Raw genomic sequence first — 19,860 nt, 5'->3', positions numbered from 1 at the left:
TACTCCTGTTTGGGTAGGGGACGCCGCCGGGTAGTGGCGGGTTAAGGGAATCGTACGTACAATTCCTGGATGTATCGATCAATTATGTCCATAAAACATGTCCTGTAGTCCAAGCCATGAATGCTCCCATCCTTCCTCCTGTCGACCGCCTGTCCGCCTTGCTGGACCGCTTCCGCGTGCGCGCCAGCCTGTTCCACACGGGCGCGCTGTGCGGTATCCAGACCTTCGAGGCGCAACCGGGCAGGGGCTTTCTGCATGTGCTGCGTCAGGGCGAAATGGAAGTGCGGCATCTGCCAGGCGGGGTCGGCCCGCAGCGCATGGTGCTGACCGAACCGACGCTGCTGTTCTATCCCCGCGCCATGCACCACGAGTTCATCAATCCGCCCGTCGCCGGGTCGGACTTCACCTGCGCGGCGCTGGATTTCGACGGGGGCGAGCGCAACCCCCTTGTGCAGTCCTTGCCGCCGGTGCTGCGGGTGCCATTGAACGCAGTCGAGGGGCTGCGGCCCGCGTTGGATCTGCTGTTTGCCGAAGCCGACAACGTGCGTTGCGGTTCGCGCCTGCTGGCCGACCGGCTATTTGAAGTGGTGCTGATCCAGTTGCTGCGTTGGATACTGGATCACCCCGCGCAGGCCGGCGTCAGCGGGGGGCTGGTGATGGGGCTGGCGGACCCGAAGCTGGCCCGCGCGCTGGTGGCCTTGCATCAGGCGCCGCGCGAGCAATGGCCGCTGGAGAAGATGGCCGCCATCGCCGGCATGTCGCGCAGCGCGTTCGCAGCCGCCTTCAAGGACGCCACGGGCACCACCCCGGCCGCCTACCTGACCGATTGGCGCTTGAGCTTGGCGGCGTCGATGATGCGGTCAGGCCGCCCTGTGAAGCTGATTGCGGACGAACTGGGCTTTGCCAGCGCGTCGTCCTTGTCCAAGGCCTTCAGGCAACGGATGGGTGCCTCGCCGCGGGAATGGCTGGTGGCGAACCGCTAGGCCGCGTCATTTGCCAGACGGAACTGAACTCGCCGCAGGTTTATGCGCTGCCGGCTCTGAACTGCTTCCGGTAAGCGGACGGTGAAATCGCAAACGCGTGCGTGAAGTGCTGGCGAAATGACACCGACGACCCGAAGCCGACGGTTTCGGCGATCAGGTCCACGGCTTGTCCGCTGGTCTCCAGCAGCCGTTGCGCCGCAGCCAGGCGGTGGTTCAGCACCCAGCCGGTCACGGTGGCGCCGGTCTTCGCCTTGAACCGCCGCGTGAAGTTCCGCCGGCTCATGCCGGCCTTGTCGGCCAGCAGGTCCAGCGTCAGGGGCTGCCGCAGGTTTTCGATGGCCCAGTCGAGCGCGGCGCTGAGCATGTCCGCACCCTGCCGTTCAGGCAACGGTTGTTCGATGTACTGGGCCTGGCCGCCGTGCCGATGCGGCGCCACGACCATGCGGCGGGCGACGCGGTTGGCGATCTCGGCGCCGTGGTCGCGGCGCAGCAGGTGCAGGCAGCAATCGATGGCGGCGGCCGTACCGGCGGACGTGAGGATGTCGCCGTCATCGATGTACAGGGATTTGCGGTCCAGCCGGACCTTCGGATGGCGGCGTTGGAAGTCGTCGCCCCAGACCCAGTGCGTGGCGGCGGTGCGGCCGTCCAGCAGGCCCGCCTCGGCCAGCACGAACGTGCCCAGGCAAAGCCCGGCGATGCGGGCGCCCCGGGCGTGCCCTGCCCGCAACGCATCCAGCAAGGCGGGGGACGCGGAGGCTTCGGGGTCGTGCCAGGCGGGCATGATGATGGTGTGGGCCCGGGCCAGCGCCGACAGGTCGTGCTCGACCTCGATCTTGAAGCCCGACATCGTAGGGAGCAGCCCCTTGCGTTCCCCGCAGATCAGCAATTCATAGCGCGGCACGCCCAGCCGGGCCAGGTCGTCGCCGAAGACCATGCAGGGCACGGACAGGTGGAAAGGGCTGATGCCTTCAAAGGCGATGACGGCGACGGTATGCATGGCGGGCCACGGTAGGCGGATGGATTTGGCCCGATTCTAGCAATTGTTGTCCATCGGGCCACTATCGCGAAAGCGGGCCAAGCGAGACACTGGGGCTTCTTCCACTACCTGTTTCAAGAGGGCAAGCCGTGAACCATCCCACTATCCGCACCCTGGCCGGCGCCACCGCGCCGGCATCCATCGACGCATCCAGCACCGCATTGCTGGTGATCGATTTCCAGAACGAATATTTCAGCGGCAAGCTGCCCATTCCGGCCGGCAAGGCGGCCTTGGGCAACGCGCAACGCCTGATCGCGCACGCGGATCAGGCCGGCATGCCCGTCTACCACGTCCAGCACGTCACGCCCGCAGGCAGCCCGGTCTTCGCCGACCAAAGCCCGGCCGGCGACTTCCATGCCGAGCTGCAGCCGGGGCCGGGCCACCATGTCGTGCGCAAATCTTCGGTCAGCGTGTTTCCCACGACCGACCTGGACCAGCAATTGAAGGCGGCCGGCGTGAAGACACTGGTGATCACGGGCCTGATGACGCACGCTTGCGTCGCCGGCGCCGCGCGCGACGCCGTGCCGTTGGGCTATGGCGTGATCGTGGCGGCGGATGCCTGCGCGACCCGCGACCTGGACCGCGCCGATGGCAGCGTGGTCAGCCACGACAACCTGCACCGCGCCGCCCTGGTCAGCATCGAGGACACGTTCGGGGATGTCTTGACGACGGAACAGGTGTTGCAGCTGCCCGTGGCGTGATGGAAGGGATCAGCGGGGCGTGGCAGCCGCCGCAGGCTGGCCCTGGCCGGGATTCTTGCGGACCAGGACGATGCCCATGATCGTCAACACCAGGCCTCCGCCGATATAAGGCAGGCCAAAGATCAGCGCCCAGAAAAACAGGGCGGTGTTCGCGTCGCTGGCGGCGCGCGCGCCTGCGGTGGCGGCATCGTGCGCCGCGGGGTCCATCATCAGCAGGTTGACGGGTATGGTCAGCAACAGCGAGACGCCCAGCAGGGCGCAGCCCCAGCCGATCAGGCGTCGCATATTGGGAATGCGCACCAGCGCGGCCGCCGCCGCGACCGTCACCAGCAACGTGATGATCGCGCCTACTATCTGCATCTTTTCCACGGCCGCGGAGGTGTCGAGGTCCGCCGCTGGCCCGTTCAGGCCGAACGCGAGGATCAAGAGCGGATTGAACACGCTGTAGGCGGTTCTGCCGATCAGCAGGCCAAATGCAATGCTGGCAAGCCACTTGATCGCGGTTGGGGGCATCGAGGAATCCGGGTCGAGGGTTGGGCGCGGGGCACAAGGCGGGCACCGATTCCCCGAGGCGGAACCGGTGCCCGCGGCTTAGTAATAGATATCCACGTAATCGGTCAGGCGGCCGCAGCTTTCCATCTGCTGCAGGCGCCAGTACTTGCGCTTGCCGGTCGCCCGGAATTCATAGTCGCCCGTGCGCTCGCAGCGCCGGCCTTTATCCGGCGCGTCCAGGATCAGGATGGTGCCGCGGAAGGTGAAACGGTCGCTGTCGATTGAGACGATTTCACCGTTGATCTTCAACGTGCCTTCGAAGTTGGACTGCGTGCCGTCGATGCGGACCACGTCGTTCACGTCCTTCGCGGTCAGATGCCCGCGTTCCGCGGACCAGAGCCATTGCACGCTGACGCCGCTGTTGTTCAGCAGGCGCTCGTAGGCGGCCTGGTTCTTGATCTCGGTCTTGGATACCGGGGCAAGGGCCGTGGCGCTGTTTTGCTGGACGGGGGCGTTCTGCTTGACGGCGGGGGCGGTGCTTTGCTGCGCGGGGCCGTGGGCCCGGACCGCGCCGTCGTTTTGCGCCGCAATAATGGGGGATGCTGCGGCCAGGGCAAGGCCCAGCGCCAGAGGAATCAGCCGGGAAATCCGCTTGGTTCTCTTGGCAATCGTCAGGTCGCGATCAGGCGTCGTGTGCATGGTCATGAATTAGGTGGCAAAGGACAGCGCCGCCTTCGGTCGAGGGCGGCTACGGGCGCCTAAATTAGCATGCGAATTGCGTCTAATAATTGCCGGATTTTCGAGTTGTGTATCTATTGGTTAAGTTCGCCTGATGCAGCAGCCGGACCTGTTCGGCCAATTCCGGCTCCGGCCCGTCGACGTCGATGCCGACGACCACCTCATTGATCGCCAGGGGCCGCACGCGGGACGCCGGCGCGCCCCATTCGCGCATCCACTGCGAATACTGGGCGGACGAACTGGCATACACGATGCGGCCCAGGCCCACCCAGCCATGTGCCGCCGAACACATCGGGCAGTGTTCGCCCGAGGTATAGACGATGCACGAGGCGCGTTCGGAGGCCGGCACGTGATTGGCGGCCCAGCGGGCGATCTCGAATTCCGGGTGCTGCGTGTGGTCGCCGCCGGCCACATGGTTATGGTCTTCAAACAGCACCTTGCCGTCGGCGGAAACCAGGAGGGAACCAAAAGGCTCGTCGCCTGAATCCAGCGCTTGTTTCGCCAGCGCCACGCACCGCGCAAGGTGCTTTTTGTCCTGTTCGGTAATCACGGAAATCTCCTTGTCATGGAACGCGGCGTCGGCCGGGGCAGGGCTTCAAGGATATCGCGGTGCCGGCAGAGCAGGGTAGAGTGACGGGGTTATCAAGCAGACACGTCCAACCGGGAAATCCTCATGCTGATCGTCCATCATCTGGGAAAGTCGCAGTCCGAGCGCATCGTATGGCTGTGCGAGGAACTCGCCATCCCCTACGAACTGAAAGTCTACGACCGCGACCCGGTCACGCGCCTGGCGCCGCCTGAATACAAGGCCCTGCATCAGCTGGGCACCGCACCGATCATCACCGACGGCGATACCGTCCTGGCCGAATCCACCGCCATCGTCGAGTACCTGCTGGCCAAGTCCGGCACCGGCGGATTGACGGCGGCGCCCACCGACGCGAACTTCGCGGACTATCTCTATTGGTTCCACTTCGCCAACGGATCGCTGCAGCCCGCCCTGATGCGTTGCATGGTCCTGGCGCGCGCCGAGGTGCCGGCCGACAAGCCCGTGGCGCAGTTCGCCGATGCCCGGCGCAAACAGGCCTTGAGCCTGATCGACAAGCGGTTGGGCGCGAACGACTATCTGGCGGGCAACAAGTTGACCGCCGCGGACATCATTGCAGTGTTTTCGTTGACGACGATGCGGCTGTTCTATCCGTTCGACCTGTCGCCGTATCCGAACATTCTGGCCTATCTGCAGCGCATCGGCGCACGCGAGGCGTATCGCCGCGCCATGCAGAAGGGCGATCCGGACATGGCCCCGATGCTGGCCTGAGCGCGCATTACAGGGGCGGCGGCGGGCCCGCTGCCGCCCCGATCGGGTTACAGCAGCAGCGGCGAAATCTTGCTGCCGTCGACCGACACGCCGGCCATCAGGCCGCCGTTGTTCATGACGAACCCCACGATGGGCTGCTGGACGGTATTGGAATCGATGTTGCCGTTGGCGCCCACGTTCGCCACGGCGACGGTCGCGTCCGCCCCGATCGTCCAGCCGCTGCTGGCGCGGAACTTGGCCAGCGCGTCGTCCGTCATGAACAGCACCACCATGGCTTTGGATTGCGCGCCCGCTTGCAGGCCGATCGAACCGCCCGTGATGCTGTAGTAGCCGCTGTCCTGGCCGTTGACCCGGAGCTCGCCGGTTCCGTGTTGCGCGCCCACGATGAAGCTGGCGCTCAGCACGGCCGGAAACACCAGCACGCCGCGGGCTCGCGCGACCAGTTGCTTGGACTGCGGCGCGGCCTCGTAAAGCTTGGACAAGGTGGCGGTCGTGGCGGTATTCAGTTCCTGGCGCTTCTCGGCGGCGGTCGGCGACGCCTGCGGGCCGTTCATGGTGCAACCGGCAAGGAACACGCTGGCCACGCCTAGCGTCAGCGCGGCGACGCCAGTCTTACGCAATTTCGAAAATGAGTTGAGCATGTAGGCTTCCTTTGAGTTGCAAGCGTCCGGTTGCGTCAAGGATGACGCTACGGTGAAGATTACTCCCGCCCGTTGCCTTCGCACACGGTTTCGATCGCGGCGTGAAGAAAAATTCGTGCCCGCCATCGGTTTAACATCGCGCCATGCTTATCTACATCCTTCTCGTTTGGATCGGATTGTCCGTGGCGGTCGGCGTCGTGGCGGCCGGGCGGGGGCGCAAGGCAGTCGGCTGGACGATCCTTGCGTGCCTGATCAGCCCGGTCGTGGCGGGCATCTTCCTGATGGTCATCGACAACCGTTCGCCCCGAGCCGGGCAGCCTGTCGTGGCGGCGCATATCGATTGTCCGGGATGCGGCAAGCGCATCTTGCGCGACGCGCGCATCTGCCGGCATTGCGGCGGCACGGTGGCGGCCATGGCGGAACATAGCGAAGCGCAGCGGATCGCGGCACTGCGGCAGCTTGGGGTGTCTGCGCCGCTGGTGCAGCTGTCATCCGGCCATTGCGTGCACGAGGCGTTCCGCGGTACCTGCCTGGGGCCGCCGAACCGCGCCTACCCGCGGGCTGGCGCGGCCGATGGCCCGGCGTGGCTGGCGCTTTGGGACCAGGACGGCATGGTCTACGCCGCTCTGGAAGACGAAGACGGCCTGGAGTTCAACCGCTACAGTATCGAACGCCCGCGCGATATCGACGTGATCGCCCGCACCGAGCAAGGGTTCTGGCTGCACCGCTTTGATTTCCTGTACGAACGCGACATGCCGGACGACACGCTGCGGCAAGCCGCAAAGGCGGTCGGCTTCCGGTACCTGGACCGGTACCTGCACGAAAGGCGCGCCGCGGAAGCGCAGCTGGGCACATTCGCCAAGCATCGGGCATGGCTTCAAAACCTGATCGCGATGATCGACGGCGATGCCGGGCCCGGCGGATGAGTCGTTTGACGATATGATGACGGCGGCGTCGTGGCGTCGTCCGCGCGCCCGTCTACCCGTGCAGCGTTCACAAGGGCCTTCCGATGCGTCTGAACCAGTGCCAGAACTTCCACGACTTCCGCCGCATGGCGCACCAGCGGTTGCCCGGCCCGATATTCAACTACATCGACGGCGCCGCCGACGACGAAACCACCTACCGGCGCAACACCGACGCGTTCGAAGCCTGCGACCTGGTACCTGACGTATTGCGCGGCGTGGCCCAAGTGGACATGTCCGTGACCGTGATGGGCCAGAAGCTGGCGATGCCGGTCTATTGTTCCCCGACGGCCCTGCAGCGCCTGTTCCATCACGACGGCGAACGGGCGGTTGCAGCCGCCGCCGGCAAGTTCGGCACGATGTTCGGCGTGTCGTCGCTGGGCACGGTCAGCCTGGAAGAAGCCCGCAAGATCAGCGGCGGCCCCCAGGTCTACCAGTTTTACTTCCACAAAGACCGCGGCCTGAACCGCGACATGATGGCGCGCGCCAAAGCGGCCGGCGTGCAGGTCATGATGTTGACCGTGGACAGCATCACCGGCGGCAACCGCGAACGCGACAAGCGCACGGGCTTCGCCATCCCGTTCCGGCTCAACCTGGCCGGCATCGCCCAATTCGCCGCCAAGCCGGCCTGGGCGCTGAACTATGTCACGCACGAACGCTTCCGGCTGCCGCAGCTGGACGGTCACGTCGACATGGGCGGCGGCGCGATGTCGATCAGCCGCTATTTCACCGAAATGCTGGACCCGGCGATGACCTGGGACGACGTCGCCGACATGGTGCGGCAATGGGGCGGCCAGTTCTGCCTGAAAGGCGTCATGTCGGTGGAAGACGCCAAGCGGGCGGTCGACATCGGCTGCACCGGCATCGTGCTGTCGAACCACGGCGGCCGCCAGTTGGATGGTTCGCGCAGCGCGTTCGATCAGCTCGCTGAAATCGTCGACGCCGTGGGCGACCGGATCGACGTGATGATGGACGGCGGCGTGCAGCGCGGCACGCATGTGCTCAAGGCGCTGGCGTTGGGCGCCAAGGCGGTGGGCCTGGGCCGCTACTACCTGTTCCCGCTGGGGGCCGCCGGCCAACCCGGCGTGGAGCGGGCGCTGGATTTGATGCGTATCGAAATCGAGCGCGCCATGAAGCTGATGGGGTGCCGGACCGTCGCTGACCTTCAGCGGCGGCATTTGCGGTTCCGTTGAACGGTTGCGTTGCCGGCCGCCGCGGCATGCGCGGTGTCCGGCTTGCCGCGACAACGGGCAGTGACTCTACACGGGCGTGACGGCGCCGCGGCCAGAGAAGTGGCCCTCGATGTTCTCCATGAAAACCGTGAATTGCGCGTCGATGGACTCGGGCGACCAGCCCGCCAGGTGCGGCGTCAGGATCAGGTTATCCAGGCCGATCAGTTCGGCGGGCGGTTTGGGTTCGCTTTCGTAGACATCAATGCCCGCGCCCGCGATAACTCCTGCTGCCAAGGCAGACGCCAGCGCCGGCGTGTCCACAATGCTGCCCCGGCCCACGTTGACCAGAAAGCCGTCGGCGCCCAGCGCCTGCAATGCCGCCGCATTGATCACATGGTGGGTGGACGCGCCGCCCGGGGCGGCGCAGACCAGCACATCGCTCCATTCGGCCAGCGCCAGCAGGCTGTCGAAGTATTGGTAAGGCGAACCCGCCTTGGGATTGCGGTTGTGGTAGCCGATCGGCATGCGGAACGCGCTGGCGCGCGTGGCCAGCTTTTCGCCGATTGCGCCCATGCCGAAGATGCCCAGCCGCTTGCCCGACACGTTGGGAGGCGGCGTGATCGCCGTGCGCCATACCCCGTCACGGCAAAGCTGATCCAGCTTGCGGAAATTGCGCATGCAGGCAATCACCAGTCCCATCGCGTGGTCGGCAACGCACTCGTCGTTCGCGCCGCGGCCATTGGTGACGACGATCCCGCGTGCGCGGGCGGCGTCTACGTCCACGGTCTCGTGGCCGACGCCCATGCACGACACCAGTTCCAGCGTCGGCATGGCGGCGATTTCGGCGGCGGTCAGCCCGATGGTGCCGATGGTCAGCACGGCCTGAAAGCGCGAGGCGTGCGCGGCGACGGCGGCTTGCCGTTCTTCAGGCGTGGGCGCATAGGTGACGTCGTAGCGCTGCTTCAGGCTTTCCAGATTGGCGGGCACCACGGGGCATAGGACAAGCAGGGATGTCTTCATTTCCGGTCTGCAAAAAAGGCAAGGCCGGGCGGTGCCCGGCGGAAGGTTTGGCTAGGGGAAAAACTATATGCCTTTTCGCACGGCCTGTCCGCGTGGTTCGCCTTCAGCGTCAAGGCGCGGCCAATTCCGCCTCGCGCGGCAGCTTGGGCGCCGTCCAGCCCCGCAGGCTTTCGCGCAACAGCGACACCGCGGCCCGGCCGCTTTCGTTCAGCCGCGTTGACGCATACATGCCGAACTGCGCGCTCAGGGTTGACGCGCCGTCAGTCCCTAGCGAGATCACGCGCATGGTGTCGGGCCGCAGGCATTCGGTCGTCAGCACCGCCACGCCCAAGCCGTTTTCCACCGCCGCGATGGTGGCGCCCACGTTGTGGCTGGTCAGCGAGACCCGGAAGTCGCGTCCCGCCGCGGTCAACGCGTCAAACACCAGCCGGCGCCATGAACACGGCTCGGCGTACACGATCAGGTCCAGCGGCTGATCCGGGGCCGGCGCGTCGTCGATGCCGCACACCCAATGCAGATCCACCGACCACGTCTCGACGGGCTCGTCCACAAAGGCGGCGCAGACGCCTATCGCCACATCCAGCGTGCCCTCTTGCCAGCGCGTGGCCAGTCTTTCGCCGTCGTCCACCACGATCTCCAGATGCAGCTGGGGGCACGAACGCTTCAACCGGCCCAGCGCGGCGGGCAGGGCGGCTACCGCCACGTCTTCCGACAGGCCGATCCGGACGCTGCCGGCGACGGCGCGTTCCCGTAGCCGGGCCGACGCCGCTTCGCCCAGCGCCAGGATGCGGTTGGCATAGCTAAGCAGCAACTCGCCTTCGGTCGTGGGCGACATGCCGCGGCCCGTGCGGTGCAACAGCCGCTTGCCCACCATGTCTTCCAGCCGCCGGATTTGGGTGCTTAGCGCCGACTGCGCCCGCCCGGCCTGGTCCGCGGCGCGGCTCAGGCTGCCATAGCGGCAAACGGCCACAAAGGTACGCAACAGGGCAGGGTCGAAGTCGCCTGACATTATCAATCCGTTAAGTCTGAATTATGAGAATTCAGTCTACCTTTATCTCTTGCGGATGCCTAGGATCGAGTTGTCGCTAAACCGGCTAACCCGAATCACGGAGATTCCCCATGTCTGAACCCCGAAACCTGCGCGTCGTCCTCGCCTCCCGCCCCGTAGGGCGCCCCAAAACCAGCGACTTCCGCTTTGAACATGCGCCAATCCCCGAACCTGGCGATGGGCAGGTCTTGCTGGAGACCCTGACCCTGTCTCTGGACCCCTACATGCGCTGGCGCATCAGCGCAGCCAAATCGTACGCGCCGCCCATCGATATCGGCGACGTCATCGTGGGCGGCACGGTCGCCCGGGTCAAGGCGTCCCGCCACGCCCACTGGCGCGAAGGGGATATCGTGCTGTCCGAATCCGGCTGGCAACGCTACGCGCTATCCGACGGCAGCGGCCTGCGCCGCCTCGACCCCGCGCTGGCGCCGCCGTCCACCGCCTTGGGCGTATTGGGGATGCCGGGAATCACCGCATACACGGGTCTTCTCAACATCGGCCAACCCAAACCCGGTGAAACCGTCGTCGTCGCCGCCGCCAGCGGCGCGGTCGGCTCAGTCGTGGGCCAGATCGCCCGCATCAAGGGCGCGCGCGCCGTGGGCATTGCCGGCGGCCCTGAGAAATGCGCCTTCGTGAAAAATGAACTGGGCTTTGACGCGGTCGTTGACCACCAGGCGCCCGACTTTGCGGAAAAGCTGGCGCAAGCCTGCCCGGACGGCATCGACGTCTACTTCGAGAACGTCAGCGGCCAGGTATGGGACGCGGTGGTGCCGCTGCTGAACGATTTCGCCCGCGTGCCGGTGTGCGGCCTGATCGCGAACTACAACGACGACCCGTCGGCATCCAGCGGCCCCGACCGCTTGCCCGCCACAATGCGCCAGATTCTGGCCAAGAGCATCACGCTGCGCGGGTTCATCGTGTATGAGTTCATGGCCGCGCAGCAGGAGGAATTCCTGCGCCAGGCGGGGCAGTGGATCCAGGAAGGGAAGCTGCGCTGGCGCGAAGACGTGGTTGACGGGTTGGAGCAGGCGCCGGAGGCGTTCATCGGCCTTCTGGAAGGGCGCAACTTCGGCAAGCTGGTCGTGCGGGTGGCGCACTAGCGTCAACCGGCGTCATCGCCGGTCCGCCACGGCTTGCGGCGCCGCGCTTTCGGTTTAGGGACGACCCCGAACCGAGGGTCGCGCGCCAGCGCCAGCGCGACCAGCTGCGCCGCGGTTCCCTCGAAGGCTTCGTCGTCCTGTGGCAGGTATAGCCATTTTCCCAATTCCGGATGCGGAACCAGGTTTGGTAAATCCGCGATCAGCGCGGCCTGGCGTTCGTGCGAGGTGCAAACCATGACGCCGTTCCAGGGGGCTTCGCGGTCGGCCACTACTAGATACAGCAGCCCGTCCAGATACGCCGCATCGCAACCGAACATCTTCCGGCGCGTGTACTCGGCGTCCCGCTCCAGCGGTTCAAGGATCCACAGCAGGGAGTTCTGGCGCACAGGGCGCTGTTTCTTGGGCGGGGCGAAAGGGTCGGGATTGCGCATGGGGAAACTGTTTGTTGACTCAGCCTTGGCGGCCGGGATCCGCTTGCACCAGGTGCTGCCACGGGAAAACGTTCTGGGCGAAATGGCTGACGTAGCCGCCTTGCGTCGCCTGCATCACCATGAATTGCAGCGAGGGCCGCATGGCGCCCAGCGCCTGCAGTTCTTCCAGGCTAAGGCAGGTGTTGCGCAGACGCAGCGAATGCACGGGGTCAAGCGCGGGGCTGGCGAACAGCCTTTCATAGGCGGCGAAGGGCGTCACCGCGTCGGCGGGACGTGAATGCGCCCAGGTGAATTGCAGCTCGGTAGATTCCGTGAAATCCAGCAACCCCAGCGCAGGCAAATTGCGGGAGGCGGCCAGATTGTCGATGAACCCTTGAGTATCGGACCCGCCGCCGATCCGCAGCATCGACAGTTGCGGAAGCGGCACCTGAAAGAACGCGGCATCCGGCGCATTCGGCACGACCAGATCGGTCAGGTAGGGCGCTTTGGCGGCAAACCGCGCGATCTCGCCGCCTTCTTCCATGATGCTGCCGGCCTGCACGATCAAGGACGTGTTGTGGTCTTCCGGCGCAGTGGGGCGGATCGACAGGAACCGCAAGCGCGGAAACTGCACCCCGCTATCCAAGAGGGGCGTGAATTCCCACTCGCGCGTGCCGTTCGCGCCTTCGTCTGGGCCGGTGAACGCCAGGGACACCAGAGTGTCGGCCACGTCCTGCCGGGCCAGGCACGCCAGCGTCCATTCGAAGGGTTCGCTCCAGATATCGCCAAAGAACTCCACATGCAGGCCGCCGTGCAGCGGCGCAATCGCCAAGTACTGATACACGCTGGTCCATAGCGGCAGATCCGGCCGGTCGATGTCCCCGTCCAACTCGGCTGCCGCGTCGACGGTAAATGCGTGGATTCGGCGTTGCAGCGCCATCAGGGCCAGATAGCCGGGCGTGGAGAACAGGTGTGTCATCAAGGGCTTGGCGGATAGGAGGGGGGCGGGGCATGCGATGCCGGCAAGCGGCCAGTTTAGCGGCCTTGCTCCCCCTGTAACGGGGTCCGATCACCGCACTGCCTATAATTCCCCCAATCCCCGCTTTTTGACGGCAACCCTGCCGTGCCTCATGTCCACCTCGCCTGTACGCGTGCTGTCGGTCATCCCGCCGATGACGCAGTTGAATACCCCTTACCCGTCCACCGCCTACCTGACGGGCTTCCTGCGCTCGCGCGATGTCACAGCCTTCCAGGAAGACCTGGCGCTGGCGCTGGTTCTGCGCCTGCTGTCCACCGACGGCCTGCGCGCCGTGGCGGCGCGCATCGAGGCGATGCCGATCGCCAAGCACACGCCCCCCATCCAGGCGTTCGTGGCGATGCAGTCACGCTACTTGTCCACCATCGGCCCCACGATCGCCTTCCTGCAAGGCCGGGATTCCACCCTGGCGCACCGCATCGTCGGCCGCCATTTCCTGCCCGAAGGTCCCCGGTTCAGCTCATTGGACGTCTACCTGGACGAAGAGGGCGGCGACCCCTTGGGTTGGGCATTCGGCGCGCTGGGCTTGCACGACCGCGCCAAGCACCTGGCCACCCTGTACCTGAACGATTTGGCCGACGTGCTGCGGGACGCCATCGACCCCCGCTTCGAATTCGTGCGCTACGCCGAATCCCTGGCGGGCAGCCAGCCCACCTTCGACCCCCTGGCCAACGCCCTGGCGTCCCCGCCCACGCTGGTGGACGACACGCTGCGCGAACTGACGCTTGACGCGCTGGCCCGCCACACGCCGACCATGGTGCTGCTGTCGGTGCCGTTCCCCGGCGCCGTCTACGCCGCGTTCCGCATCGCCCAAACCATCAAGGCGCAAGACCCCAGCATCATCACCGTGCTGGGCGGCGGCTTCGTCAACACCGAACTGCGCGAACTGAAAGACCCGCGCGTCTTCGACTACTTCGACTTCGTCTGCCTGGATGCGGGCGAACGCCCCTTGCTGGCCCTGCTGGAACACGTGCAAGGCAAACGCTCACGCCAGCGCCTGGTGCGCACCTTCGTGCGAGACAAGGACTCGGGCGAGGTCAAGTACGTGAACCTGGTCGAACCCGACGTGGCGTTTGCCGAAGTGGGCACGCCCACCTGGGACGGCCTGCCGCTGGACCGCTACCTGTCGCTGCTGGACATGCTGAACCCCATGAATCGCCTGTGGAGCGACGGCCGCTGGAACAAGCTGACCGTGGCGCACGGCTGCTACTGGAAGAAATGCAGCTTCTGTGACGTCAGCCTGGACTACATCGGCCGCTACGAAGGCGCATCGGCCTCCGTGCTGGCCGACCGCATCGAAGCCATCGTCCGCGAAACCGGGCAGACCGGTTTCCACTTCGTCGACGAAGCCGCACCGCCCAAATCGCTGAAGGCGCTGGCCACCGAACTGATCGACCGCAACGCCGGGATTTCGTGGTGGGGCAACATCCGATTCGAAAAGACCTTCAGCCCGGAGCTATGCGAACTGCTGGCCGACAGCGGCTGCATCGCCGTATCAGGCGGCCTGGAAGTCGCGTCGGACCGGTTGCTGACCTTGATGAAGAAGGGCGTGTCCGTGGACCAGGTGGCCCGCGTCACACGCGCCTTCACCGACGCCGGCATCCTGGTGCACGCGTATTTGATGTACGGCTTTCCCACGCAAACGGTGCAAGACACCGTGGACGCGCTGGAATATGTACGGCAGCTGTTCGAAAACGGCTGTATTCAAAGCGGCTTCTTCCACCGCTTCGCCTGTACGGTGCACTCGCCGGTGGGGAAGAATCCCGAGGAATACGGGGTGACGCTACAGCCGCTGCCCGACGTGACATTCGCCAAGAACGATATCGGTTTTCATGATCCGACCGGGGTGGATCATGATGCATTGGGTAAAGCGCTGAAGAAGGCGATCTACAACTACATGCACGGCATCGGGCTGGAAGAAGACGTGCGGACGTGGTTCCCGTTCAAGGTGCCGAAGACGACGGTGTCGCGCAACCGGATCGCCCGGGCGTTGAGCCAGCAGGGGTAGGGCGGCGCGCTAATACCGGATTCGCACGGCAGCCGCGCTGCGTTCGGACGCTCCGCGGAACACCGCTTCAATATTGTTGCCGTCCGGGTCCAGCACAAACGCAGCGTAATAGCCCGGGTGGTAAGACCGTTCGCCCGGGGCTCCGTTGTCCCGGCCGCCTTGCGCCATCGCCGCGCGGTAGAACGCATCCACCATGGCCCGATCCTGCGCCTGGAATGCCAGGTGTATGCGGCCGGTCAGGTGGCCTTCCACCTCGTCGCTGTCGGACGTCGAGATAAACAGCTCATCCGCCCACAGATTGCGCTCGTCCGAGCCGCCAATGGGGATATTCAGCGCTTTGAAGACGGCGGTGTAGAAGGCCTTACTGGCGGCAAAATCGCGAACGACCAATCCGATATGGTCGATCAAGCGGCCGCGATATCGTTCCCGGTTCAGCATGCAACGCTCCTGGTCAATGAGACGGGGGGATGCGCTGATCGCCGCGGCCGATGCCGATATGGGGCGCGCTGGGGATGGAGTCCGGCGGCGGATTCAGCGAGGTTGAAATTGTAGATCCAGAGCGGCCATCTTTAGCATATTTAGTTAACAGGTCGCAGGCCGCCCATACCGCATCGCACGGTATCATCCCCAGCTGTTTCGAAGCCCCGCTGGTCCAACGGCAAGAAGGTTCACCAATGAAAAAAAGCCTCCCGCTCCTGCTTGGCATTTCCGTCCTGTTGACGGCGTGTGGCCCCAACAAGATCATCGTCGATCTGCCGTCGCCCAACGGGAAGTATCACGTCGAAGTCCGCAAATGCCCGCAATCCGGGTCTCTGACTTGGACCGAGAAAGCACAGGTTTCCGTTCTGGAGTCAGGCGTCTCGGAAGCATGCCAATCCGCCGTGAAAGCCCTGGTGCAATTCGACGCCCCTACGCCGGAAGAACAATTGCAGCTTGAGTGGTTGTCGGACACCGAGCTACGGGCCTGGCACCCATCGTTCAATCCGGAATACGGTCCGCAGTCCACGACGGATAAGCCCGGGATACCGATCAAGGTGCGCTTCGCGCCGAAAAAATGATCGGCTTACAGACCCTGCGCAAGCCCATTGGCGGTCTCCTCGACCGATTTGCCGTCATTGACCGCGTCTTTCAGTTCAGTGATGAACCAGGGCAGGACCAGCTTTGTGCTGCTATCTGACAGGCCAATACGCAGCCTTTCTTGCGAGGCGGAAACTGGGCTGGCGGTCGGGTCGGTGTCCTGGGCAGCCACAGGCTTGGTGGGCGCGCGTGCCGGGGCGGGCGGGACAGGCGCGGCCGTAGCAGCCGCCATGGCACTTAGCAGCACAGCGGCTGCCATCGGATGCATTCGGTGAAAGGTCGGCATGATGCATATCCTGTGAAGGCTAAAGATTCATCCCTCGACGCCCTGCAAACTTGTGATTACGCGGCGATGGAGAGGGACGCCACGCATTGTGCGACTGGGCCCGACGATTGCGTACCGCAGGGTTGTGATCGAGTGTGAAGATCTGTGGGAAGCCCCGGCCTTGAACCGCTCGTCGCCCTGTGCTTGGCGGTGGCTAAAAAATTAGCGCGGCGTGCGTTCAGAGCGTGACGGCTACGTCGATGGCTTAGCCCCGTCGCAATGGTCCCTGAACGCCTTCTCGCCCGCATCAGATATCTCTACCCACTTCTGATCCGGCGGCGCGTCCGCGACATAGCTGTCGTGCCAGTTCCACCATTTATAGGTCTGGGTTTGGGGATAGCCTTCAGGGGAATCCTCCCAGACCTCTTGCCGGCCTAGCGGCGTGATGTCCAGATAATTCCACGTCCCGCCCATCTGCTCGTCGCCGCGATTATTCAGAAAGTACGTGCGAAACACGCGAGTGCCATCGCGGAAGAACACGTTCGTCCCGTGCCATTCATCCACCCCGAAGTCTTGATCGAAACTATCGGTCAGCGTGAACCACGGCATCGTCCAGCCCATGCTGGCCTTCAAGCGGGCGATGTCGGCTTGCGGGGCCCGCGACACAAAGACCAGAGTCGTGTCGCGGGCATTCAAGTGGGCCAGGTGTGCGACCTGATCCGCCACCATCGAGCAGCCACGGCACGCATGTTCTGGCCAGCCATAGACCCCGGGTTCGAAGAAGGCGCGGTAGACGATGAGCTGTCGGCGGTTGTCGAAGAGGTCGTGCAGGGTGACGGAACCGTCAGGGCCCTCGAAGACATATTCGCGGTCGACGGGCGTCCAAGGCATGCGGCGGCGTTGCGCCGCCAACGCGTCACGGGCACGAGTTTGGGCTTTCTCTTTGAGTAGGAGCTGCTGCCGGGCGGATTCCCATTCGTCGGGGGTGACGATGGGGGGCGTCTGTATAGCGGGCCGGCTGGATTGGCCGGTAGCTTGGGTAGGCGTGGTCATGGCTGAAAACCCTCCGAAGTGCGGTGATGTAAAGACAGTTTTGCACCATCGGGGGGCGCCAGGGAGTAACAAATGTGGCGCTATTTCAGGGGCTTAGGCTGACAGAGGAGGGCGTCTGCTAGTCGTTTTGCGCGTCGAATTCGCTGCGGTTGAAAAGATCGAAGTACAACGTGTCGGACCACTCCAACCCCAACGGGTGCTCCGTTGTGCCCGCGTGCGTGCTGTCGAATTCATTGTCCAAATGCAAGCCGAAAAAGGCATCCAGCGGCGGCGTGCCGGTTTGCCGGGTCACCAATATCAGTTGTTGCGCTGCCTGTTGGACGTCTGCCGGAAGCGCATCCAGGGCAGCCCCTGCCTGTACGCATCGCATGATTTCCTGTTCCACGCATGCCTTCAACGGGGCTTCTTCAGATTCGGACATGGTGTCCAGTTCGACTGTTTCCAACAGCAGATACGTGTCGCGGTGGGCTTCCAGAAACGCGATCGTCTCGTCGAGACTGGAGAGCAGTTCGTCGATCGCCGGAGGGGGCGTGGTCGCCTGCGCCGTGTCTATTGATGCGTCTCGGCCTGGCGCAAACATCTGCTTCAGCCGGCTGATCAAGGACAATGATTGCGGCGGGACGGCAGGTTGCAGCCCATCTATCGATGGGTGCGCCGCCATAGCCCGGACAATCTCCGCGAAGCGCTTGACCCGTTCGAAGCCGGCATCGAAGCGGCTGCTGATGGCGTAGAGCCGCGTCTTTTCTTCGGACTCATCGCTATCGAATCCGTCGGCGATAAGCGATGCGCAAAGCTGCGGATCTCCCGACACGAGCAGGCGGTACATGAATGGCACGTCGTAAGGCCATTCGGACAGCCCGGAAATCGTCTCCGGTCGGTCCGAGTAGGAGCTGGGACGGTTGCTCAAGCTGTAGAGATAGGAACGATTGGCCATGGACGGAGTGAGAGAAGATGAAACCGTGGATAATAAATATGGTGTCAGACTGCAATTCTGCATTCGGCTGAAATAAATATGGTGTCAGACTGCAATTCTGCATTCGGCTGGAACCTGCTCCAGTTGAATAGCGGGGACCTGGCGGCCCATTTGCCAAACAAACGATACGTGCGTCGTTCTCTGCAACGGCAAGGAAATGCTGGCGAATCGCGCTTCGATGCGATCCCGCTCCCGTGCATCGATGCGTTCCCCAAGCACCAATGGCAGCCGCCGGCAACGGGCGAGTGCGTCGCCGACGCCAATCTGGAGCAGTTCAGCCGTCGCACGAGCCGCAGCAGCGATGCGGTCCGCAGGGCTCGTCATCAGTTGTAGATCGTACTCGGCGTAAAGATCACGGGAAAGTCCAGGCAATGACTTCGGTTCGTCACCACCGCTATAAAACTCCCCGCGGTCCAAAAATGCATCCTGCTCAGCATAGTGCTCAAGCGCAACCGCATAATCTTCAAGCTGTGAAGGCGGCTGTTGCCGCTTCTGCACGCTCAGCACGTCTGCGAAGGTGGCGGCCTCGAGGTAATTGATTAGCCCATGCTCGACGGCAAATGCGGGATGTTCCTCGCCTTCTTCATTGAGCACGAGTTCCGTCTCGTCTTCGCTGGAAGACAAATAGATCTGCGCGTCAACGAGCGGAACGCCATCGGTCGTGTAGACCCATGAATAGCGGTCCCATACATCCCTATCGTCGTGACAGGCAGCGATGGCTTCGATGCTGTCGAGAAGGCTTAAAAGCTTGGCCATGGAAAATCTATCTGTCGAAAGGAACGATGATGCCAGATCACGGTTCCGCTAACCCCGACCCTCAGTCTGACACCATTTTTTACCGAGTCGCGCGGCCGCAGGCTGCATCCTCACCCGTACACTACCCGATCATCAAGGAGCGATATGTCGATGCAAACGTTGGGCCGTTACGGAGTGGTGCTGTTTCTTGCTGCGCTGAGTTCGGGGTGTTCCTCAATCGTCGGCGAGTGCGGATTGGTCCGCAGCAGCTGCATGTATGAGGGGCAGTACGAGCAAGGCGAGGAAGACTACGCGGAAGCGGAAGCGAAGCGCTTGAACAAGCAGTCGACGGACCAGTTGCGTCGAAGCAATTGATGTCCGGGCAGGGCCTGAATAGGGTGCCAGACTGCATTTCGGCACAAGGCAGTCAGGTTTTCGCAAAGCGCTTTCCGCCCATCTGCTCATCCCCACGATTATTCAGAAAGTACGTACGGAATACGCGGTCTCCATCGCGAAAGAACACGTTCGTTCCGTGCCATTCGTCCACGCCAAAGTCCGCATCGAAACTCTCGGTGAGCGTAAACCACGGCATCTTCCAATCCATGCACGCTTTCATGCGGGTGATGTCGGTTTGCGACGCGCGCGAGGCAAATACCAGCGGGTGTCGCGGGCGTTCAAGTAGGCCAGATGCGCGACCTGGTCGGCCACCATGGAACACCCCCGGCACGCGTGCTCCGGCCAGCCGTAAACGCCCGGTTCGAAAAAGTCGCGATAGACGATCAACTGGCGGCGCTTGTCGAAAAGGTCGCGCAGCGTAAGCCGCCCATTCGGACCTTCAAAGACGTAGTCCTTGTCCACGCCCGTCCACGGCATGCGGCGGCGCTCGGCGGCCAAGGCGTCGCGGGCGCGGGTGTGGGCTTTCTCTTTCAGTAGCAGTTGCTGGCGAGCGGATTCCTATTCGTCGTGGGAAACGACGAGGGGCGTGCACATGGCGTTGGGGCTGGATTGATTGGCGGGGTGCGTGGGCGTGGTCATGGCGTTGAACCTCCAGGATGGGGTGGTGAATTCAGTTTTGCACCGGGGCACGCTTGGGGG

Annotated in this window: 23 protein-coding genes and 1 pseudogene; 9 read left to right on the top strand and 15 right to left on the bottom strand. The window is 64.0% G+C overall.

Annotated elements, in window-relative coordinates:
• Positions 1-116 precede the first annotated feature (116 nt).
• Positions 117-983: an AraC family transcriptional regulator gene (locus A9973_RS10070; protein ID WP_183013614.1), complete on the top strand. Its 867-nt coding sequence runs from the start codon at positions 117-119 to the stop codon at positions 981-983.
• Positions 984-1,023: 40 nt separating this feature from the next.
• Here the strand turns inward: A9973_RS10070 and A9973_RS10065 are convergent, their stop codons facing one another.
• Positions 1,024-1,980, bottom strand: a complete 957-nt coding sequence (locus tag A9973_RS10065) for a GlxA family transcriptional regulator (RefSeq protein WP_183013613.1) — start codon at positions 1,978-1,980, stop codon at positions 1,024-1,026.
• A gap of 128 nt (positions 1,981-2,108) precedes the next feature.
• Here A9973_RS10065 and A9973_RS10060 point away from each other — a divergent pair, with 128 nt between their 5' ends.
• Positions 2,109-2,720 carry a cysteine hydrolase family protein gene (locus A9973_RS10060; RefSeq protein ID WP_183013612.1) on the top strand — a complete coding sequence of 204 codons (612 nt, stop codon included), beginning with the start codon at positions 2,109-2,111 and terminating at the stop codon, positions 2,718-2,720.
• 9 nt (positions 2,721-2,729) lie between these two features.
• Here A9973_RS10060 and A9973_RS10055 read toward each other — a convergent pair whose 3' ends face one another.
• From A9973_RS10055 to A9973_RS10045, 3 genes are all read right to left on the bottom strand, one after another.
• Positions 2,730-3,233: a hypothetical protein gene (locus tag A9973_RS10055; protein WP_183013611.1), complete on the bottom strand. Its 504-nt coding sequence runs from the start codon at positions 3,231-3,233 to the stop codon at positions 2,730-2,732.
• A gap of 78 nt (positions 3,234-3,311) precedes the next feature.
• Complete coding sequence (locus A9973_RS10050) at positions 3,312-3,917, bottom strand: hypothetical protein (protein WP_255469102.1); 606 nt, start codon at positions 3,915-3,917, stop codon at positions 3,312-3,314.
• Positions 3,918-3,993: 76 nt separating this feature from the next.
• On the bottom strand, positions 3,994-4,500 hold the full coding sequence (locus tag A9973_RS10045) for a nucleoside deaminase (protein ID WP_183013610.1): 507 nt from the start codon (positions 4,498-4,500) through the stop codon (positions 3,994-3,996).
• 123 nt (positions 4,501-4,623) lie between these two features.
• On the opposite strand from A9973_RS10045, the gene A9973_RS10040 reads away from it, so the two are divergent.
• A complete protein-coding gene (locus A9973_RS10040; protein WP_183013609.1) occupies positions 4,624-5,265 on the top strand; it encodes a glutathione S-transferase family protein in 642 nt (213 codons plus the stop codon).
• Positions 5,266-5,312: 47 nt separating this feature from the next.
• On the opposite strand, the gene A9973_RS10035 is transcribed toward A9973_RS10040, so the two are convergent.
• A complete protein-coding gene (locus tag A9973_RS10035) occupies positions 5,313-5,906 on the bottom strand; it encodes a YSC84-related protein (RefSeq protein ID WP_183013608.1) in 594 nt (197 codons plus the stop codon).
• A gap of 143 nt (positions 5,907-6,049) precedes the next feature.
• On the opposite strand from A9973_RS10035, the gene A9973_RS10030 reads away from it, so the two are divergent.
• Both A9973_RS10030 and A9973_RS10025 read left to right on the top strand, forming a co-directional pair.
• Positions 6,050-6,832: a hypothetical protein gene (locus tag A9973_RS10030; RefSeq protein WP_183013607.1), complete on the top strand. Its 783-nt coding sequence runs from the start codon at positions 6,050-6,052 to the stop codon at positions 6,830-6,832.
• An 83-nt stretch (positions 6,833-6,915) separates the two neighbouring features.
• Positions 6,916-8,061: an alpha-hydroxy acid oxidase gene (locus A9973_RS10025; RefSeq protein ID WP_183013606.1), complete on the top strand. Its 1,146-nt coding sequence runs from the start codon at positions 6,916-6,918 to the stop codon at positions 8,059-8,061.
• 66 nt (positions 8,062-8,127) lie between these two features.
• On the opposite strand, the gene A9973_RS10020 is transcribed toward A9973_RS10025, so the two are convergent.
• Positions 8,128-9,060, bottom strand: a complete 933-nt coding sequence (locus A9973_RS10020; protein ID WP_183013605.1) for a 2-hydroxyacid dehydrogenase — start codon at positions 9,058-9,060, stop codon at positions 8,128-8,130.
• Positions 9,061-9,169: 109 nt separating this feature from the next.
• A complete protein-coding gene (locus A9973_RS10015; protein ID WP_183013604.1) occupies positions 9,170-10,069 on the bottom strand; it encodes a LysR family transcriptional regulator in 900 nt (299 codons plus the stop codon).
• A 110-nt stretch (positions 10,070-10,179) separates the two neighbouring features.
• On the opposite strand from A9973_RS10015, the gene A9973_RS10010 reads away from it, so the two are divergent.
• Positions 10,180-11,208, top strand: a complete 1,029-nt coding sequence (locus A9973_RS10010) for an NADP-dependent oxidoreductase (protein WP_183013603.1) — start codon at positions 10,180-10,182, stop codon at positions 11,206-11,208.
• 2 nt (positions 11,209-11,210) lie between these two features.
• Here A9973_RS10010 and A9973_RS10005 read toward each other — a convergent pair whose 3' ends face one another.
• Positions 11,211-11,639 carry a hypothetical protein gene (locus A9973_RS10005; protein WP_183013602.1) on the bottom strand — a complete coding sequence of 143 codons (429 nt, stop codon included), beginning with the start codon at positions 11,637-11,639 and terminating at the stop codon, positions 11,211-11,213.
• A 19-nt stretch (positions 11,640-11,658) separates the two neighbouring features.
• On the bottom strand, positions 11,659-12,597 hold the full coding sequence (locus A9973_RS10000; RefSeq protein WP_183013601.1) for a hypothetical protein: 939 nt from the start codon (positions 12,595-12,597) through the stop codon (positions 11,659-11,661).
• A 151-nt stretch (positions 12,598-12,748) separates the two neighbouring features.
• On the opposite strand from A9973_RS10000, the gene A9973_RS09995 reads away from it, so the two are divergent.
• Positions 12,749-14,662, top strand: a complete 1,914-nt coding sequence (locus A9973_RS09995; RefSeq protein WP_183013600.1) for a radical SAM protein — start codon at positions 12,749-12,751, stop codon at positions 14,660-14,662.
• Between the two features lie 9 nt (positions 14,663-14,671).
• On the opposite strand, the gene A9973_RS09990 is transcribed toward A9973_RS09995, so the two are convergent.
• Complete coding sequence (locus A9973_RS09990) at positions 14,672-15,100, bottom strand: VOC family protein (RefSeq protein WP_183013599.1); 429 nt, start codon at positions 15,098-15,100, stop codon at positions 14,672-14,674.
• Between the two features lie 236 nt (positions 15,101-15,336).
• On the opposite strand from A9973_RS09990, the gene A9973_RS09985 reads away from it, so the two are divergent.
• Positions 15,337-15,720, top strand: coding sequence for a hypothetical protein (locus tag A9973_RS09985; RefSeq protein WP_183013598.1), 384 nt, complete (start codon positions 15,337-15,339; stop codon positions 15,718-15,720).
• A gap of 5 nt (positions 15,721-15,725) precedes the next feature.
• Here A9973_RS09985 and A9973_RS09980 read toward each other — a convergent pair whose 3' ends face one another.
• From A9973_RS09980 to A9973_RS09965, 4 genes are all read right to left on the bottom strand, one after another.
• Positions 15,726-16,025, bottom strand: coding sequence for a hypothetical protein (locus A9973_RS09980; protein ID WP_183013597.1), 300 nt, complete (start codon positions 16,023-16,025; stop codon positions 15,726-15,728).
• Between the two features lie 231 nt (positions 16,026-16,256).
• A complete protein-coding gene (locus A9973_RS09975) occupies positions 16,257-17,057 on the bottom strand; it encodes a DUF899 domain-containing protein (RefSeq protein ID WP_183013596.1) in 801 nt (266 codons plus the stop codon).
• A gap of 118 nt (positions 17,058-17,175) precedes the next feature.
• The gene (locus A9973_RS09970) at positions 17,176-17,991 is read right to left on the bottom strand and encodes a hypothetical protein (RefSeq protein WP_183013595.1); all 816 of its coding nucleotides are present in this window, start codon (positions 17,989-17,991) and stop codon (positions 17,176-17,178) included.
• 84 nt (positions 17,992-18,075) lie between these two features.
• Entirely contained in the window at positions 18,076-18,786 is a 711-nt protein-coding gene (locus tag A9973_RS09965) for a hypothetical protein (RefSeq protein ID WP_183013594.1), read from the bottom strand.
• A 144-nt stretch (positions 18,787-18,930) separates the two neighbouring features.
• On the opposite strand from A9973_RS09965, the gene A9973_RS09960 reads away from it, so the two are divergent.
• Positions 18,931-19,140, top strand: a complete 210-nt coding sequence (locus tag A9973_RS09960; RefSeq protein WP_183013593.1) for a hypothetical protein — start codon at positions 18,931-18,933, stop codon at positions 19,138-19,140.
• 73 nt (positions 19,141-19,213) lie between these two features.
• Here A9973_RS09960 and A9973_RS09955 read toward each other — a convergent pair.
• Positions 19,214-19,701: pseudogene (locus A9973_RS09955) on the bottom strand (DUF899 family protein); the annotation flags it as partial.
• Positions 19,702-19,860: the final 159 nt, after the last annotated feature.

Origin of the sequence: Achromobacter sp. UMC46 (assembly GCF_014170335.1) — a bacterium.
GTDB lineage: Bacteria > Pseudomonadota > Gammaproteobacteria > Burkholderiales > Burkholderiaceae_B > Achromobacter.
Note: the sequence above shows the minus strand (reverse complement) of the source record. Positions and strands in the feature narration are given on the sequence as shown.

What these genes read in the sequence shown, in the direction of transcription:
- A9973_RS10070 (WP_183013614.1), top strand. Translation starts at nt 117, where the DNA reads ATGAATGCTCCCATCCTTCCTCCTGTCGACCGCCTGTCCGCCTTGCTG.
- A9973_RS10065 (WP_183013613.1), bottom strand. Translation starts at nt 1,980, where the DNA reads ATGCATACCGTCGCCGTCATCGCCTTTGAAGGCATCAGCCCTTTCCAC.
- A9973_RS10055 (WP_183013611.1), bottom strand. Translation starts at nt 3,233, where the DNA reads ATGCCCCCAACCGCGATCAAGTGGCTTGCCAGCATTGCATTTGGCCTG.
- A9973_RS10050 (WP_255469102.1), bottom strand. Translation starts at nt 3,917, where the DNA reads ATGACCATGCACACGACGCCTGATCGCGACCTGACGATTGCCAAGAGA.
- A9973_RS10040 (WP_183013609.1), top strand. Translation starts at nt 4,624, where the DNA reads ATGCTGATCGTCCATCATCTGGGAAAGTCGCAGTCCGAGCGCATCGTA.
- A9973_RS10035 (WP_183013608.1), bottom strand. Translation starts at nt 5,906, where the DNA reads ATGCTCAACTCATTTTCGAAATTGCGTAAGACTGGCGTCGCCGCGCTG.
- A9973_RS10030 (WP_183013607.1), top strand. Translation starts at nt 6,050, where the DNA reads ATGCTTATCTACATCCTTCTCGTTTGGATCGGATTGTCCGTGGCGGTC.
- A9973_RS10025 (WP_183013606.1), top strand. Translation starts at nt 6,916, where the DNA reads ATGCGTCTGAACCAGTGCCAGAACTTCCACGACTTCCGCCGCATGGCG.
- A9973_RS10020 (WP_183013605.1), bottom strand. Translation starts at nt 9,060, where the DNA reads ATGAAGACATCCCTGCTTGTCCTATGCCCCGTGGTGCCCGCCAATCTG.
- A9973_RS10015 (WP_183013604.1), bottom strand. Translation starts at nt 10,069, where the DNA reads ATGTCAGGCGACTTCGACCCTGCCCTGTTGCGTACCTTTGTGGCCGTT.
- A9973_RS10010 (WP_183013603.1), top strand. Translation starts at nt 10,180, where the DNA reads ATGTCTGAACCCCGAAACCTGCGCGTCGTCCTCGCCTCCCGCCCCGTA.
- A9973_RS10005 (WP_183013602.1), bottom strand. Translation starts at nt 11,639, where the DNA reads ATGCGCAATCCCGACCCTTTCGCCCCGCCCAAGAAACAGCGCCCTGTG.
- A9973_RS10000 (WP_183013601.1), bottom strand. Translation starts at nt 12,597, where the DNA reads ATGACACACCTGTTCTCCACGCCCGGCTATCTGGCCCTGATGGCGCTG.
- A9973_RS09995 (WP_183013600.1), top strand. Translation starts at nt 12,749, where the DNA reads ATGTCCACCTCGCCTGTACGCGTGCTGTCGGTCATCCCGCCGATGACG.
- A9973_RS09990 (WP_183013599.1), bottom strand. Translation starts at nt 15,100, where the DNA reads ATGCTGAACCGGGAACGATATCGCGGCCGCTTGATCGACCATATCGGA.
- A9973_RS09985 (WP_183013598.1), top strand. Translation starts at nt 15,337, where the DNA reads ATGAAAAAAAGCCTCCCGCTCCTGCTTGGCATTTCCGTCCTGTTGACG.
- A9973_RS09980 (WP_183013597.1), bottom strand. Translation starts at nt 16,025, where the DNA reads ATGCCGACCTTTCACCGAATGCATCCGATGGCAGCCGCTGTGCTGCTA.
- A9973_RS09975 (WP_183013596.1), bottom strand. Translation starts at nt 17,057, where the DNA reads ATGACCACGCCTACCCAAGCTACCGGCCAATCCAGCCGGCCCGCTATA.
- A9973_RS09970 (WP_183013595.1), bottom strand. Translation starts at nt 17,991, where the DNA reads ATGGCCAATCGTTCCTATCTCTACAGCTTGAGCAACCGTCCCAGCTCC.
- A9973_RS09965 (WP_183013594.1), bottom strand. Translation starts at nt 18,786, where the DNA reads ATGGCCAAGCTTTTAAGCCTTCTCGACAGCATCGAAGCCATCGCTGCC.
- A9973_RS09960 (WP_183013593.1), top strand. Translation starts at nt 18,931, where the DNA reads ATGTCGATGCAAACGTTGGGCCGTTACGGAGTGGTGCTGTTTCTTGCT.